Source organism: Streptomyces sp. NBC_01283, from assembly GCF_041435335.1.
In the GTDB taxonomy this organism is placed as follows: domain Bacteria; phylum Actinomycetota; class Actinomycetes; order Streptomycetales; family Streptomycetaceae; genus Streptomyces.
Genome location: NZ_CP108430.1, coordinates 8687075 through 8701953, shown reverse-complemented (window position 1 = coordinate 8701953; position 14879 = coordinate 8687075). Strand labels below are relative to the sequence as shown.

Genomic DNA, 14879 nt, shown 5'->3' with positions numbered 1-14879 from the left:
CTAGGCACCCCACGAATGTCAGGACAAGACCTCGGAGGCGAAAACTGAAACGACTCAATATGTGGACGCCCAGACCCGGTCCGGTACCGCCCACAACCGTTGCCGCACGTTCACCGCCTCCCCACGACGCCCCCATCCGGAGAGACCGCACCCTCCCACTCCCCGAACGGAGTCACGCATGCCCATCGATGCCGCGCGCCGTCGCCGCTGTGCCGTGGTGGGACTCGGCGCCCGCGCCCAGCTCTTCACCGAGGCACTCGCCGGCCCCTACGCGGACCGGATCGACCTGGCCGGCTTCTGCGACGTCAACGCGCACCGCATGGCCGTCCACAACGACTGGATCGCGACGGCCCACCCCGGCCGACCGCCCGTACCGGCGTACTCCGCGGACGACTTCGAGGAGATGTTGCGCCGTGAGCGCGTCGGCCTCGTCGTGGTCTGCACCGTCGACCACCTCCACGACCACTACATCGTGCGGGCCCTCGAAGCGGGCTGCGACGTGGTCACCGAGAAGCCGATGACGACGACCGCCGAGCGCGCCCGCCGCATCCTCGACGCCCGGCGCCGGACGGGCCGCGACGTCCGGGTCGCCTTCAAGGCCCGGCGTGAGCATCGAGGACGACATGGCGGTCCTCGTGCGCTACTCCTCCGGCGCGACCCTCACGTACCACCTCACCGCGTACGCACCCTGGGAGGGCTATCGGATCGCCTTCAACGGCAGCGAGGGACGCGTCGAACTCCTCGTGGAGGAATCCACCTGGACGCGCCCCGGCGTACGGACCGAGGGTGCGGGCCCCGTCCTGCACGGCGCGGCGGCCGGGGACGAGGCCGGCCGCACCCAGCTCCTGCTGCGCCGTTTCTGGGAGGAGCCCCGCGAAGTGAAGGTGCCCACGGGCGAGGGCGGGCACGGCGGCGGGGACGTGCGCATGCTGGCCGACCTCTTCGGCGAGCGGGCCCCCGGCGACGCGGACTCCCTGGGCCGCGCGGCGGACGCCGCCGACGGAGCCCTCTCGCTGGTCACGGGCCTCGCCGCGAACCGCTCCTTCGCCACGGGGCTGCCGGTCAGTGCCCAGGGCCTGTTGGAGATCTGAGAAACGTCAGGGCCGACCCGAGCGGGCCGGCCCTGACGTCACGATCAGAGAACTCAGACCAGGTCGAACCGGTCGAGGTTCATGACCTTGGTCCACGCCGCGGCGAAGTCCTTGACGAACTTCTCCTTGGCGTCATCGCTCGCGTAGACCTCGGCCACCGCACGCAGCTCGGAGTTCGAGCCGAAGACGAGGTCGGCGCGGGTACCGCTCCACTTGACCTCGCCCGTGGCGGCGTCGCGCCCCTCGAACGTGTCCTGCGCCTCGGACGTCGACTTCCACTGCGTGCCCAGGTCGAGCAGGTTGACGAAGAAGTCGTTGGTCAGCGTCCCGGGCGCGGTGGTGAACACACCGTGCTTGGAACCCCGGTGGTTGGCGCCCAGGACGCGCAGGCCGCCGACGAGGACCGTCAGCTCCGGGGCGCTCAGGGTCAGCAGGTTCGCCTTGTCGAGCAGCAGGTTCTCCGCCGGCAGGCGGTTGCCCTTGCCGACGTAGTTGCGGAACCCGTCGGCGGCGGGCTCGATCGCGGCGAACGACTCCACGTCGGTCTGCTCCTGCGAGGCGTCCACGCGGCCCGGCGCGAACGCGACCTCGACGGGGAAGCCCGCGTCCTTGGCGGCCTGCTCGACGGCCGCGGTGCCCGCGAGCACGATCAGGTCGGCCAGCGAGACCTGCTTGCCGCCCGCGGAGTTGAAGGACTCCTGGATGCCCTCCAGCGTGCGCAGCACCTGCGCGAGCTGGTCCGGGTTGTTGACCTCCCAGCTGCGCTGCGGCTCCAGGCGGATGCGGGCGCCGTTGGCACCGCCGCGCTTGTCGCTGCCGCGGAAGGAGGAGGCCGAGGCCCAGGCGGCGGAGACGAGCTGCGAAACGGTCAGGTCGGAGCCGAGGATCCGCTCCTTGAGGCCTGCGATGTCCGCGGCGTCGATGACCTCACCCGTGCGCTGCGGCAGCGGGTCCTGCCACAGCAGCTCCTCGGAGGGGACCTCCGGGCCGAGGTAGCGGACGACCGGGCCCATGTCACGGTGCGTCAGCTTGTACCAGGCGCGGGCGAAGGCGTCCGCGAACTCCTCCGGGTTCTCGTAGAAGCGCCGGGAGATCGGCTCGTAGATCGGGTCGAAGCGCAGCGACAGGTCCGTGGTCAGCATCGTCGGGCGGTGCTTCTTCGACGAGTCGAAGGCGTCGGGGATGATCTCCGGAGCGTCCTTCGCCACCCACTGGTGGGCGCCTGCCGGGCTCTTGCCGAGCTCGTACTCGTACTCGAAGAGGTTCTTGAAGAAGTTGTTGCTCCACTGGGTCGGCGTCTCGGTCCAGGTGACCTCGAGGCCGGACGTGATGGCGTCCTTGCCGACACCCGTGTTGTACGTGCTCTTCCAGCCCAGGCCGAGCTGCTCCATCGGGGCGGCCTCGGGGTCGTCGCCGACGTTGTCCGCCGGGCCCGCGCCGTGGGTCTTGCCGAAGGTGTGGCCGCCCGCGATCAGGGCGACGGTCTCCTCGTCGTTCATCGCCATGCGGCGGAACGTCTCGCGGATGTCGCGGGCCGCGGCGATCGGGTCCGGGGTGCCGTTGGGGCCCTCGGGGTTGACGTAGATGAGGCCCATCTGGACCGCGCCGAGGGGGTTCTCCAGCTCCCGGTCACCGGTGTAGCGCTCGTCGCCGAGCCAGTCGGTCTCGGGGCCCCAGTAGACGTCCTCGTCGGGCTCCCAGACGTCCGCGCGGCCGCCGCCGAAGCCGAAGGTCTTGAGGCCCATCGACTCCAGGGCCACGTTGCCGGTGAGCACGAGCAGGTCGGCCCACGAGAGGTTCTGGCCGTACTTCTTCTTGACCGGCCACAGCAGACGGCGGGCCTTGTCGAGGCTCGCGTTGTCGGGCCAGCTGTTGAGGGGCGCGAAGCGCTGCTGGCCGGCACCGGCACCGCCGCGGCCGTCGCTGATCCGGTAGGTGCCCGCGCTGTGCCAGGCCATGCGGATCATCAGCGGGCCGTAGTTGCCGAAGTCGGCCGGCCACCAGTCCTGCGACGTGGTGAGGACCTCGGCGATGTCCCGTTTCACGGTGGGCAGGTCGAGGGAGTTGAACGCCTCGGCGTAGTCGAACTCCTCGCCCAGCGGGTTGGCCACGGCGGGGTTCTTGGCGAGGATCTTCAGGTTGAGCCGCTCCGGCCACCACTGGCGGTTTCCGCCGCCCTGGGTCGGGTGCGGCGCGCGACCGTGTACGACCGGGCAGCCGCCGGTCTCTTCCGGCTTGGGGTCGGTGACGATCGCGTCATGGTTCTCAGTCATGGGAATCCTTCCGGACGGGGCGGATCACGGTGCTCAAGGGCCGGTGCGCCCGCGAACGGTGCGCTCGCGGTCGAGGTGGGCAGGTTTCTTGCGGGCTTCTTCGGCAAGGCGGGGCCCTGGATCGGTTCCGGGCAGCGGACGTCCGAGCGGAGGACGTCCGGGCAGAGGACGCCCGCCTGCTCGCCGGACTGGTTCTCCGCGAACGGGGTACCGGATGCCGGGGCGAACGGACCCGTCTCCTGAAGTCACGTGCTGTTCCCTGCTGTTGCCCTGTCCCTTGGCCGTCGGCCGGAACTGATCCTACGATGGACCAAGTCCAAGTCAATACGACAGACGGGTCCGTACGAATTCAGTCGTCAGACGATGCACAGTTAGGCTGGTACGCATGAGCGATCTGCTGGGGCGGCTCCGCGGACGTGGGTGGCGAATGACCGCTCAGCGCCGGGTGGTCGCCGAGGTACTCGACGGTGAACACGTCCACCTGACCGCGGACGAGGTGCTCGCGCGGGCCACCGACCGGCTGCCGGAGATCTCCCGTGCCACGGTCTACAACACCCTCGGTGAGCTGGTCTCCCTGGGTGAGGTGATCGAGGTGTCCACCGGCCGCGCGAAGCGGTACGACCCTAACGCCCACCAGCCCCACCAGCATTTGGTGTGCTCGGGCTGCGGCGCCATACGTGACGTGCGTCCCGGCGGCGACCCGCTGGACGCGCTGCCGGTCTCCGAGCGTTTCGGATTCACCGTGTCCGAGGCCGAGGTGACGTACCGAGGGGTGTGCCCGGACTGCGCTCGCGCGTGAGGCAGCGCTCCGCTCCGCACCCCACGGGAGACCCCGATTCCTGAGGTCCGCTCGGGCCACGCCACAGGAGGCAGTGCCATGACCGCTCCCGATTCGCCCCTCCCCCGGTTCCACCTGGCCGTGCCCGTCGACGACCTCGCCGCGGCCCGTCTCTTCTACGGCAAGGTGCTCGGTCTGGACGAGGGCCGCAGCGCGGACACCTGGGTGGACTGGAACCTGCACGGCCACCAGTTCGTCACCCACCTCTCCCCGAAGCGGGCCCCGCACATTCACAACCCCGTCGACGGCCACGAGGTACCGGTCCCGCACTTCGGCCTGATCCTGCCGGTCCCGGAGTTCCAGAAGCTCGCCGACCGGCTCCGTACGGCAGGCATCGACTTCGTCATCGAGCCGTACGTCCGTTTCGAGGGCGAGAAGGGCGAGCAGTGGACGATGTTCCTCCTCGACCCGGCGGGCAACGCCCTGGAGTTCAAGGCGTTCGCCGACGACTCCCAGGTCTTCGCCGCCTGACCCGGCAGCTCCGTCACCCCCGAGGTGACGGAGCTGCCGGCCCGGTGGTTACGGCGCCATCTCGTACTCCCCGGCCAGCGCCTCCACGCGCTCCCACACCCGTGCCGAGCGCGCGTCGTCGACGACCGGGCGGCGTACCGCGCCAAGGGCCCAGCTCTGCTGCTCCTCGGTGGCGGAGTCCTTGCCGTGCAGTTCGACGGCGTGCGCGGAGAAGTCGCGTACGAGGACGGCGAACAGCTCGTCGAGCACGTCCGCGTCGAGGCCGGTCAGGCGTGCCTGTTCCAGGATGAGCTGGCCGTGCACGACCAGCGCGAAGAGCTGGCCGACGGCGAGGAGGAGGTCGAGGTCGCGGCTCTGCTCCTCATCAGGGGCGGCGGTGGTGACGAACGTGCAGAGGGCGTCGGCCTGCTCACGGAAGCGGGCGACGTTGGGCACGTCGGCGTACGCGTCGTAGGCGGTGCGCCAGTCGTGGAAGCGGATGGCACCCAGGCCACGGGCCGGTCCCTGCCGGAAGAGGAAGTCGTCGTCGGCCGCGTCCAGGCGGGTCGGCACGGGCTCGTACTCGGCCGGGTTCAGGAGGTGGTTGCCCATGAACTTGAGGATCAGCGCGAGGTTGACGTGGACCGTGCCCTCCAGCTTGGGCAGGCCTCGGATCTCGACGGCCGCCTGCGCGAAGTAGTTGTCCTTCTCGAAGCCCTTGGCCGCGATGACGTCCCACATCAGGTCGATGACCTTCTCGCCCTCCGTGGTCACCTTCATCTTCGTCATGGGGTTGAAGAGGAGGTAACGGCGGTCGTCGGGGCCCGCGGAGCGGAAGTAGTCGACGGCACGGTCGCTGAACAGCTTCATCCCGACGAGGCGGACGTACGCGTCGGTCAGTTCGCGGCGCACGTGCGGGAAGGCGGTGACGGGGCGGCCGTAGAGGATGCGTCCCGTGGCGTGGGTGACAGCCTCGTACATCGCGTGCTCGCAGATGCCGATCGAGGCGGTGCAGAGGTTGAACTTGCCGACGTTGACGGTGTTGAGGGCGGCGTCGAAGGCGGCACGGCCGGTGTGCAGGATGTCGTCGGGGCCGACCGGGTAGTTCTCGAGGCGGAACTCGCTGACGTACTTGGAGGAGTCGACGACGTTCTTGACCAGGTGGTACGCCTCGTGGCGGCTGTCGGCGGCGAAGAAGACGTAGCCTTCGGGGCCCTCGACGTCGGTGCGGCGGCCGAAGACGGAGACGAGTCCGGCCGCGTTGCCGTTGCCGATGTAGTACTTGGAGCCGCTGGCACGGAAGCCGCCCGAGCCGTCACTGTCCGGTTCGAGGAGCATGTCGGTGCTGTAGATGTCGGCGCCGTGGGTCTTCTCGGACAGGCCGAAGGCGAACACCTCGCCCTGGGCGAGGAGTTCGGCCGCGCGCTGACGGGCGACGGGGTTCTCGCTCTGCCAGACCGGGCCGAGGCCGAGGATGGTGACCTGCCACGCGTACCAGTAGTCGAGTCCGTAGAAGCCGAAGATCTCGTTCAGGGCGGCGATCCGGGCGGTGTCCCAGCGTGCGTCCTGCTTGCCGTCGGCGGCGGACTCCGGGGTGAGGAAGGTCGCGAACAGCCCCTCCTTGGCGGAGAACTCCAGGAAGTCCGCCAGCCAGGCGCGGTCGCGGTAGTCCTCGATCAGCCGGCGCTTGCCGCGGGCCTCGAACCAGTCGACGGTCGCGCGCAGCAGCCTGCGGGTCTCGGGGTCGAAGTGCTTGGGGTCGTAGGTGCGCGGGTTGAACAGCAGCGGGTCGGCCATGGGTGTTCGCCTTTCCGGTTCGGGAGGTGAGGGGTGGTGGGGCGGGATGGTGGTGCGGGATCCGGCGCCGGTCCGGGTCAGTCCTTGCGGGCGAGCCGGTGGAGGGTGGCGAGTACGTCGTCGAGCCAGGCGAGCGTCATCCGTTCGTACGCGATGCCGCCGCGCAGCACGACGTGCTGGAGCTCCTGTCCGGCGTCGGGCGTGGGCGCGTCGGGTCCGGTGAAGTCACGCGACTCCCCCGCGAGATAGCGGGCGAGCCGGTCGGTGTGCGCCTGGCGGTGCCGCTCGACCTCGCGGATCAGTGCGGCCGGATCGTCGAAGGCGGCGCCGCGGATCTTCACGGCGAGCTCGTGTCGCACGCTCTCGGGTTCGATCGGTTCGTGCAGCCACCGGGAGAGCGCGGACCGCCCGAGGGCGGCGACGGAGTACTCCCTCTTGTCCGGCCGCGCCTGCTGCGGCACCTCGCGGACGTCGATCAGGCCGTCGCTCTCCATGCGCTTGAGGACGCGGTAGATCTGCTGGTGGGTGGCGGTCCAGAAGTAGCCGATGGACCGCTCGAACCGCCGGGCGAGCTCGTAGCCCGAGCCCGGCTTCTCAAGGAGCGAGACGAGGATCGCGTGCTCTAGCGCCATGCCCCGATCCTGCTATGCAACTCGTTGCATAAACAAGTCGCGCCGCCCTGGTGAGACACGGCTCACCACCGCTTTCACCGTCCGGCATCCGCTCAGTCCGGCATCGACTCCAGGAACGCGGCCGCCGCCGGTGAGTTCCGCGTCCGGCTCCACACCAGCCGCTCCTCGCGGACCGGCCCGCCCTTGACCGGCACCACCGTCAGGCGGGGAAGCCGCGGCACGAGGCGTGAGGGAAGCAGCGCGATGCCGAGACCACCGCGCACCAGGTCGGCGAAGAAGTCGAGCCCCTTGGCCTCGAACGCCACGTCGCGCCGCAGCCCCGCGGCCTGGAACGCCTCGTCGGTCTGCGCCCGCGCCGCGATGCCCGCGGGGAAGTCCACGAACACCTCGTCCGCGAACCGCTCAAGTGGCAGCGGGTCGCCGGTCGCCTCGGCCGACAGCGGATGGTCGGGGGCGACCACCGCCACATGGCGGTCGACCACGAGCGTGCGGCTGTCCAGAGCGGGGTCGTCCGTACGGAAGGAGGGCGGCACCCCCAGGAACGCCAGATCGAGGGACCCCTCGCGCACCCCGCGCACCAGGGCCTCGCTCATGCCGTCGATGAGTCGCATCGTGACCTGCGGATACGTGGCGTGGTAGGCCCGCATCAGGCCCGGCACGTCGACCGCCGTCACCGTCGAGATCGCCCCGATGGCCAGGCGCCCCCGGATCTCCCCGGTGGCCGCCGCCACCTCGGCCCGCGCCCGTTCCGACGCCTCCAACGCCTGCCGCGCCGCGGGCAGAAACGCCTCACCCGCCGCCGTGAGCGCCACCCGTCGGCTCGTCCGCTCGAACAGCCGCGCCCCGAGCTCCTTCTCCAGCTTCCCGATCTGATGGCTGAGCGCGGACTGCACCACCAGACACCGCTCGGCGGCCCGGGTGAACCCGCCCGTCTCGGCGACGGCGACGACATAGCGCAACTGCTGCAACTCCATGCCATCCATCGTGCTGCGCGATCGTTCGCATGACAAGGATGTGTTGGACTCATCAGTCAGGTCCGCCGCAGGCTGACTGCCATGACACAGACGGGACTTCACCACTCCGGCGCCGCGGAGCCGGCGGAGCACGACGGCCCGCGCCGCGGCCTGCTGCTCCTCATGGCCGTCGCCACCGGTCTGTCCGCCGCGGGCAACTACATCGCCCAGCCGCTGCTCGACCTCATCTCCCACGACCTCCGCCTCGGCAGCGTCCTCGCGGGACTCGTCGTCACCGCCTCACAGGCGGGGTACGCGCTCGGTCTTCTGCTGCTCGTCCCACTCGGCGACGTCATCGACCGGCGCCGCCTCGCGGTGACCCTCTTCCTGGCCACCGCAGGCTTCCTCGGCGTCTCGGCCCTCGCCCCCAGCGGCCCGGTCCTCCTCGCGGGCACCGTCCTCGCGGCCCTCACCTCGGTCGGCGCCCAGGTCGTCGTCGCCCACGCCGCCGCTCTCGCCTCCGCCACGACCCGGGGCCGTGCCGTCGCCACCGTCATGTCGGGCGTCCTGCTCGGCGGGCTGCTGGCCCGCACCGCCGCGGGCGGACTGTCCGAACTGGGCGGCTGGCGCACCGCGTACTGGGTGCTCGCCGCCCTCATGACGGGCGCCGCCGTCGTCCTCCACCGCCGCCTGCCCTACCTCGCGGTCACCGCCGACCTGCGCTACCCCGCCCTGCTTCGCTCCACCCTGTCCTTGCTGCGCGAGGAGAGCGTGCTGCGCCGCCGGGCCCTGCTGGGCGCCCTCTCCTTCGCTTCCTACAGCGTCCAGCTCACCGCGCTCACCTTCCTGTTGGCCGGGGCGCCCTTCCACTGGTCCGCTCCCGCGATCGGCGGGTTCGGCCTGGTCGGCGCCGTGGGCATCCTGTCGATGACCCTCGCGGCACGCCTCAGCGACAGCGGCCATGTCCAGCTGGTGACCGGCGGCGCGACCGCCCTGCTGCTCACCGGCTGGCTGATCCTGCTGGCGGGAGAGCGTTCCCTGGTCTGGCTCGCGGTCGGTGTCGTCGCCCTGAACATCGGCCAGCAGGCGGTGCTCAACAGCAGCCAGACCATCCTGTTCGCGCTCAACGCCGAGGCCCGCAACCGCATCAACTCGGCGTTCGCGACGAGCCTTTTCCTCGGCGGCGCCCTCGGGTCCGCGCTCGCCTCCGTCGTCTGGGCGGCCGCCGGCTGGCCCGGCACCTGCGCCCTGGGCGCCGCGCTGGCCGCCGGAGCCGTCGCCGTATGGGCCTGGGACCACACCCGCCCCTCCACATGACCTGCCGTTCAACCTACTTGAGGAGCACCCCCATGAACATCACCGTCTTCGGAGCCGCGGGCAACGTCGGCCGCCGCGTCGTCGCCGAGGCCGTGCACCGCGGGCACGAGGTCACCGCGGTCGTCAGGGACCCGGCCCGCGCGGCCGGACTGCCCTCCGTCACCGCGATCCGCACCGGCGACGCCGCCGACCCGCGCACCGTCACGGCACTGGCCGCGGGACAGGACCTGGTGGTCTCCGCAACTCGCCCCGCCCCCGGCCGCGAGCCCGAACTGGCCGCTGTCACCCGGGCGTTGCTCTCCGGGCTGCACGGAACCGGCGTACGGCTCCTGCTCGTCGGCGGCGCCGCAGGTCTCACCGTCCCCGGCACCGGCGGCACGATGGTGGTCGACGCCCCCGATTTCCCGCCGTCCCTGCGCCCCATCGCGCTGGCCTGCAACGAACAGCTCGACGCCTGCCGCACCACCGGGCACGACGTCGACTGGGCCTACGCCAGCCCGCCCGCCCTCCTCGAACCGGGCGTGCGCACCGGACGCTTCCGGCTGGGCACCGACGAACTGATCGTCGACGCCGACGGTGTCTCCGCGCTCTCGATGGAGGACTTCGCGGTGGCCCTCCTCGACGAGGCCGAACGCCCCAAACACCACCGCGCCCGGTTCACGGCTGCGTACTGAGTCCTGAGGGGCTGTGGCGGTACGGCGGGCTGTCGCAGTGGGTCGGATGCGTTTGGCGGCGATGAGGGGTGCTCCATCGAGTAGCCCTCCCCGCGCTCGCCCGCACGGAACGCGCGGCCGGCATCCGTAACGTGACGGCCATGGTGAGGAACACACCCAACGCGGCCGACCGTCACTTGATCCGCGTCGCGGCCGCCTCGGGGCTGGAGCTGAGCGCGGCCCGGCTGGAGCGGTGGCGGGCCGCCGGACTCATCCCCCGGCCAGGACCGGACACGCTGATCCGGATCGGCAGCGCCCGGGTCTATCCCCTGGAGACCGCTGCCCTCGTGATGGGTCTGCTGGAATGTGCCAAGCGCTGCCGTACGGTCGACGACTTGGTGCTGCTCGCGTTCTTCAACGGCGTCCCCGTACCGGCTCCTCCCGTACGGGTCGCGCTGGCCAGGACCTACTTCGGGTCCTACCTCCAGCAGCGGGACGAGGAGCAGACTGTCCTGGACAGCGTTCCGGCGCAGCACCGCGAGGCGGACCCGCCCGAGTACAACTGGGCGGAGGTCGCCGCCGAGCTGGACATGGCCCGGCACCGGTACGCCGTACGGCAGATGAGGGCGAACCTGAAGCGGCGGCGTGACCTCGCCACGGCCACGCGCGCGGAACTCGACGAACGGGTCCGCGGTGTACTGATCTGGCTCAACGCGCCCGCACTGCCCACTCACGACGCCGTCTTCATGGCGGACCTGCGCAGCGCGATGGCCTTCGACGCCGCGCCCGAACGCTCCCGCGCCGCCTGGCTGCTGGCCGCCCTGTGCCACGGGCAGCAGCGGGCGGAACGCCGGGAGACTTGCGGGGAGGAACGGCTCGCGACACTGCTCTCCGTCCCGGACGACGACCTGACCGGCCTGCGCGAGCAGGTGAGCGAATCGCTTGACGCCATGTGGTTCATGGCAACCGAGGGCCGGCGCCGCCACTACGACATCGAGTCGGCCGCGACGGCCCGCCTCGCGGGCGGCATGCTCGTGGAGTGGGTCAGCGCCCGCCAGGTGTATCCCCGCGGCTCCCGGCCCGCTCAGGTCCTGGTGGACAGCCTGCGCAGCCTGTGGCTCATCGCGGCCGAGACGCACGGCGAGGGCCGGGCCGCGTTCCAGCGAAGGACACGCCGACCCGGCCACTGAGGCCCCCCACAACCCCCGTGGGCCTCCCCTCAGTTCACCGCCTTCTTCACCAGCTCCGCGATCCTCGCCTCGCCCTCGGGGGTCAGCTCCTTCAGGGCGTACGAAGCCGCCCACATGGTGCCCTCGTCGAGGTTCGCCTTGTCGCTGAAGCCGAACGTCGCGTACCTCGCACCGAACTTCTCCGCACTCTGGAAGAAGCAGACGACCTTGCCGTCCCTGGCGTACGAAGGCATCCCGTACCAGAGCTTCGGGGACAGCTCCGGCACGTTCTCCTTGATCACGGCGTGGATCCGCTCGGCCATGACGCGGTCCGCCTCCCGCATCTCGGCGATCTTCGCGAGCACGGCCGTCTCCTCCGCCGCCGCCTTCTCGGCACGTGATCCGCGGCGCGCGGACGCCTTGAGCTCCTGGGCGCGCGCCTTCATCGCGCCTCGCTCCTCGTCCGTGAATCCGTCGAACTTCGCGGGCTTCTGCGTGGTCGTCATGGCGGGGTTCCTCACATGTGTGATGTGGCTCGGGAGAGGCAGGGGAAGCGGCGTGCGACGGGAGGTCAGCCCCACGCACCGGCGATCTGGCGGGTCGTGGCGTTGAGTCGGTTGAACAGGTTGGTGACACCGATCATGAGGACGATCGCGGCCAGCTGCTTCTCGTCGAAGTGGGTGGCGGCGGCGTCCCACACCTCGTCGTTCACCGCGTCGGCGCGGTCGGCGAGGCGCGTCGCGGCCTCGGCGAGTTCCAGGGCCGCCCGCTCGGGCTCGGTGAAGTACGGGGTCTCGCGCCAGGCGGCGACCGTGGCGAGCCGCTCGTCGCTGACGCCCGCCTTGCGGGACGACTTCACGCCGCCGTCGACGCAGGCGCTGCACCCGTTGATCTGGCTGACCCGCAGGTGCACCAGCTCCAGGGTCTGCCCTTCCACCCCGCCGGAGTGCACGGCCTTGAAGAGGTTCTGGATGGCCGGCATGGCGTCGGACAGGACGACTGCGGGGTTCTGCATACGGGACTGCATCTCGGTGTGCTCCTTATTTCGGGGGCTCCCGGTTCCTTCCGGGGGCTGCCTTGGTGTTCCTTGGTCTTGCTTGGTCGGCCCCCGTTCCCTCGGGGCGTGACTCCATATCAGCCGGATCCGCTCGCCACGACCACGGCGGTGGGACACCGTGGGACAGCTGAAACAGCCTTGAGCAGCGACGACATGGCCCGGTAGATTTCCGGCGACACGGGACACGGGGGGTATCTGGTGGACGAGCCACACCGCACAGGGACGACGGACCCGCAGAACGAGCTGGCGGCGCGGCTGCGCCTGATCCAGGAACTGTCCGGACTCGGCGTACGGGCCCTCGCGCGGGACGCGGGCCTGAGCTCCTCGTCCCTTTCGCGCTACCTCGGCGGCCAAACCGTGCCGCCCTGGCCCGCGGTGATCGCGCTCTGTCGCCTCGTCAAGCGCGACCCCCGCCCCCTGCGTCCCCTGTGGGAACGGTGCTCCAGCCCGCTCCCCGCGCCCCCGAAGTCCAGCCGCCAGGGCAGGCCGAGGCCCCGCAACGACCTCCCGCGCGACGTGCCCGACTTCACCGGACGCGAGGCCCAGCTCGCGGCCGTGCTCGGCGCGGTGGAGAGCCACCGGGTGGTCGCGATCGACGGCATGGCGGGTGTCGGCAAGACCTGTCTGGCGATGCACGCCGCTCACCGGCTTGCCGCCGACTTCCCGGACGCCCAGCTCTACGTGGACCTGCACGGGTTCACCGAGGGCCGGGAGCCGCTCGACCCCGACTCGGCGCTGCGGATGCTGCTCGGCGCGCTCGACGTCCCCTCCGAGAAGGTGCCGCGGGAGGGTGTCGAGCAACTGGCCGCCTGCTGGCGGTCGGAGCTGGCCGACCGGAAGGTCGTCGTGGTGATCGACAATGCCGCCGATGCCGACCAGGTCCGCCCCTTGCTGCCGGGCGCCGGCCCGTCCGTCGCCCTGATCACCAGCCGGAACAGGCTCCTCGGTCTGGACGAGGTGCCGCCGGTGTCGCTCGACGTGCTGAGCCCGCAGGAGAGCGCGGAGCTGCTGGCCCGCGCGAGCGGCGAACCGAATGGCCCCGAGGGCCGCCTCGCCCGCGACCCGGATGCCGCCGCCGAGGTGCTGCGGTTGTGCGGTCATCTGCCGCTGGCCCTGCGTCTCGCCGCGGCCCGGCTGCGGCACCGGCCCGGCTGGACCGTGGGCATCCTCGTCGAGCGGATGGCGGAGGGGGCGAGCGAGTTCGACACCGCGTTCGCCATGTCCGTACGGCAGTTGGACCGGTCACAGGCGCGGCTGTTCCGGCTGCTCGGTCTGCTGCCCGGGGGTTCCTTCGACGAGTACCTGGCGGCGTCCCTGGCGGACGTGCCGCTGAACGCCGCGCGGTCGACGCTGGAGGACCTGGTCGACGCGCACCTCGTACAGGAGTCGACGGCGGGCCGCTACCGCCTGCACGACCTGGTGCACCAGCACGCGCGCCGGGCGGGCGAGGAGCAGGACTCACCGGCCGAACGGCAGCGCGCACTCGGCCGCTTCCTCGACTACTACGTGCACGCGGCGGCTGCCGCCGACGCGGCGATGCCGTTCCTGTCGCCCGGCCGACCGCCCTCCGCGGGACGGCCACCGGCCGCGCTGCCGCGGTTCGCGGACAAGAACGCGGCGTTCTCCTGGCTCGTCGCGGAGTACGAGAACATGGTGGCCGCCTTCGAGACGGCGGCCGCCGTCGGGGCCGACGCGCACGTGTGCGAGCTGCCGCGCTTCCTGCGGTCGTACTTCGCGCGGCGCTGCGGCACGACGCACCTCAACGTCCTGTTCGAACGGTCGCTGGCCGCCGCCGAGCGCCTGGGCGATCCTCTCCAACTGGCCGACGCCCACAGCGATCTGGGCTTCGCGCGCTACAACGCGGGCCGCATGGCGGAGGCCGCCGCCTCGTACGAGGCGGCGCAGCCACGCTTGTCCCAGGCGGGCGACCTGGGATCGGAGGCCGAACTGACCCTGCGGCGCGGCTACCTCAAGTGGGACGAGGGGTACGTCGAGGAGCCGCTCGAACTCTTCAGGCTGGCCGGGAAGTTGTACGAGCGGGCCGGCTGCCCGTCGGGCACGGCCAGTGCCGCCGCGGCGGAGGCCTGGGCGATGCTGCAGCTCGGACACCGCGAGGAGGCGGCGCAGCGGGCCCGGGAGGTCCTGGACATCCCCCACACCGACCCCGCGTCGCCGCCCACGCTGACGGCTCGGATCACCCTCGGCGTGGCCATCGCCGACGAGGAGCCCGACGAGGCGGCGGACCACCTGCATCAGGCGTTGGCGCTCGCCCGCGAGGACGGGCACCTCCACAACGAGGCGTGGTGCCTCAACTGTCTGGGTGTCGCCCTCCGGCGCATGGGCCGCTACGAAGAGGCTCTGGCCAGCCACCGCAAGGCGTTCGCGCTGCTCGACGAGCTCTTCGAGGAGCACTGGAAGATCCACTTCCTCAACGGCTACGCCGAGACGTGCCGCCTCGCGGGCCTGCCCGACGAGGCCCTTCGCCTGCACCGCCAAGCTCTGGAGATCGCCCCGCGCCTGGGGTACCGCACCGAGCAGGCCCTGGCCCACGAGGGCATCGCGATCGTCCTAGACGCGGCGGACCCGGCCACGGCCGCCGAACACCGCGCGGCGGGCCGGGCCGTCCTGCGGGAACTCACCGCGTGACGT

13 protein-coding genes and 1 pseudogene are annotated in these 14879 nt (G+C 71.2%); 8 read left to right on the top strand and 6 right to left on the bottom strand.

All coding sequences use genetic code 11. From position 1 onward, the window contains the following. Positions 1-178: 178 nt before the first annotated feature. Together OG302_RS39305 and OG302_RS39300 are read left to right on the top strand one after the other, a co-directional pair. Positions 179-535: pseudogene (locus tag OG302_RS39305) on the top strand (Gfo/Idh/MocA family protein); the annotation flags it as partial. A 70-nt stretch (positions 536-605) separates the two neighbouring features. Beyond that, positions 606-1091, top strand: a complete 486-nt coding sequence (locus tag OG302_RS39300) for a hypothetical protein (protein WP_371749530.1) — start codon at positions 606-608, stop codon at positions 1089-1091. Between the two features lie 53 nt (positions 1092-1144). Here the strand turns inward: OG302_RS39300 and katG are convergent, their stop codons facing one another. Continuing rightward, positions 1145-3364 (bottom strand): catalase/peroxidase HPI, encoded by a 2220-nt coding sequence (gene katG, locus OG302_RS39295; protein WP_371749529.1) that lies wholly within the window; start codon positions 3362-3364, stop codon positions 1145-1147. A gap of 385 nt (positions 3365-3749) precedes the next feature. On the opposite strand from katG, the gene OG302_RS39290 reads away from it, so the two are divergent. Beyond that, the gene (locus tag OG302_RS39290) at positions 3750-4163 is read left to right on the top strand and encodes a Fur family transcriptional regulator (protein ID WP_371749528.1); all 414 of its coding nucleotides are present in this window, start codon (positions 3750-3752) and stop codon (positions 4161-4163) included. A gap of 78 nt (positions 4164-4241) precedes the next feature. Beyond that, positions 4242-4673 carry a VOC family protein gene (locus tag OG302_RS39285; protein WP_371749527.1) on the top strand — a complete coding sequence of 144 codons (432 nt, stop codon included), beginning with the start codon at positions 4242-4244 and terminating at the stop codon, positions 4671-4673. A gap of 48 nt (positions 4674-4721) precedes the next feature. On the opposite strand, the gene OG302_RS39280 is transcribed toward OG302_RS39285, so the two are convergent. The 3 genes from OG302_RS39280 to OG302_RS39270 all read right to left on the bottom strand — a co-directional run bounded on the left by OG302_RS39280 (position 4722) and on the right by OG302_RS39270 (position 8055). Further along, positions 4722-6449 carry an acyl-CoA dehydrogenase family protein gene (locus OG302_RS39280; protein ID WP_371749526.1) on the bottom strand — a complete coding sequence of 576 codons (1728 nt, stop codon included), beginning with the start codon at positions 6447-6449 and terminating at the stop codon, positions 4722-4724. A 77-nt stretch (positions 6450-6526) separates the two neighbouring features. After that, positions 6527-7081 carry a PadR family transcriptional regulator gene (locus tag OG302_RS39275; protein WP_371749525.1) on the bottom strand — a complete coding sequence of 185 codons (555 nt, stop codon included), beginning with the start codon at positions 7079-7081 and terminating at the stop codon, positions 6527-6529. A 92-nt stretch (positions 7082-7173) separates the two neighbouring features. Further along, positions 7174-8055, bottom strand: coding sequence for a LysR family transcriptional regulator (locus tag OG302_RS39270; protein ID WP_371749524.1), 882 nt, complete (start codon positions 8053-8055; stop codon positions 7174-7176). Positions 8056-8136: 81 nt separating this feature from the next. Between OG302_RS39270 and OG302_RS39265 the strand changes: the two genes are divergently transcribed. The 3 genes from OG302_RS39265 to OG302_RS39255 all read left to right on the top strand — a co-directional run bounded on the left by OG302_RS39265 (position 8137) and on the right by OG302_RS39255 (position 11194). Beyond that, positions 8137-9351, top strand: coding sequence for an MFS transporter (locus tag OG302_RS39265; RefSeq protein ID WP_371749523.1), 1215 nt, complete (start codon positions 8137-8139; stop codon positions 9349-9351). 32 nt (positions 9352-9383) lie between these two features. Next, entirely contained in the window at positions 9384-10025 is a 642-nt protein-coding gene (locus tag OG302_RS39260; RefSeq protein WP_371749522.1) for an NAD(P)-dependent oxidoreductase, read from the top strand. 140 nt (positions 10026-10165) lie between these two features. Further along, positions 10166-11194 (top strand): hypothetical protein, encoded by a 1029-nt coding sequence (locus OG302_RS39255; RefSeq protein WP_371749521.1) that lies wholly within the window; start codon positions 10166-10168, stop codon positions 11192-11194. Positions 11195-11223: 29 nt separating this feature from the next. On the opposite strand, the gene OG302_RS39250 is transcribed toward OG302_RS39255, so the two are convergent. Both OG302_RS39250 and OG302_RS39245 read right to left on the bottom strand, forming a co-directional pair. Next, positions 11224-11679, bottom strand: coding sequence for an iron chaperone (locus OG302_RS39250; protein WP_371749520.1), 456 nt, complete (start codon positions 11677-11679; stop codon positions 11224-11226). Positions 11680-11744: 65 nt separating this feature from the next. After that, positions 11745-12200 carry a carboxymuconolactone decarboxylase family protein gene (locus tag OG302_RS39245; protein ID WP_371749519.1) on the bottom strand — a complete coding sequence of 152 codons (456 nt, stop codon included), beginning with the start codon at positions 12198-12200 and terminating at the stop codon, positions 11745-11747. Between the two features lie 228 nt (positions 12201-12428). Here OG302_RS39245 and OG302_RS39240 point away from each other — a divergent pair, with 228 nt between their 5' ends. After that, a complete protein-coding gene (locus OG302_RS39240) occupies positions 12429-14876 on the top strand; it encodes a tetratricopeptide repeat protein (protein ID WP_371749518.1) in 2448 nt (815 codons plus the stop codon). The last annotated feature ends 3 nt before the right edge of the window (positions 14877-14879 follow it).

Bases quoted from the DNA above. Each gene is read 5' to 3' on its own strand.
- katG (WP_371749529.1), bottom strand. From the start codon at position 3,364: ATGACTGAGAACCATGACGCGATCGTCACCGACCCCAAGCCGGAAGAG.
- OG302_RS39290 (WP_371749528.1), top strand. From the start codon at position 3,750: ATGAGCGATCTGCTGGGGCGGCTCCGCGGACGTGGGTGGCGAATGACC.
- OG302_RS39285 (WP_371749527.1), top strand. From the start codon at position 4,242: ATGACCGCTCCCGATTCGCCCCTCCCCCGGTTCCACCTGGCCGTGCCC.
- OG302_RS39280 (WP_371749526.1), bottom strand. From the start codon at position 6,449: ATGGCCGACCCGCTGCTGTTCAACCCGCGCACCTACGACCCCAAGCAC.
- OG302_RS39275 (WP_371749525.1), bottom strand. From the start codon at position 7,081: ATGGCGCTAGAGCACGCGATCCTCGTCTCGCTCCTTGAGAAGCCGGGC.
- OG302_RS39270 (WP_371749524.1), bottom strand. From the start codon at position 8,055: ATGGAGTTGCAGCAGTTGCGCTATGTCGTCGCCGTCGCCGAGACGGGC.
- OG302_RS39265 (WP_371749523.1), top strand. From the start codon at position 8,137: ATGACACAGACGGGACTTCACCACTCCGGCGCCGCGGAGCCGGCGGAG.
- OG302_RS39260 (WP_371749522.1), top strand. From the start codon at position 9,384: ATGAACATCACCGTCTTCGGAGCCGCGGGCAACGTCGGCCGCCGCGTC.
- OG302_RS39255 (WP_371749521.1), top strand. From the start codon at position 10,166: ATGGTGAGGAACACACCCAACGCGGCCGACCGTCACTTGATCCGCGTC.
- OG302_RS39250 (WP_371749520.1), bottom strand. From the start codon at position 11,679: ATGACGACCACGCAGAAGCCCGCGAAGTTCGACGGATTCACGGACGAG.
- OG302_RS39245 (WP_371749519.1), bottom strand. From the start codon at position 12,200: ATGCAGTCCCGTATGCAGAACCCCGCAGTCGTCCTGTCCGACGCCATG.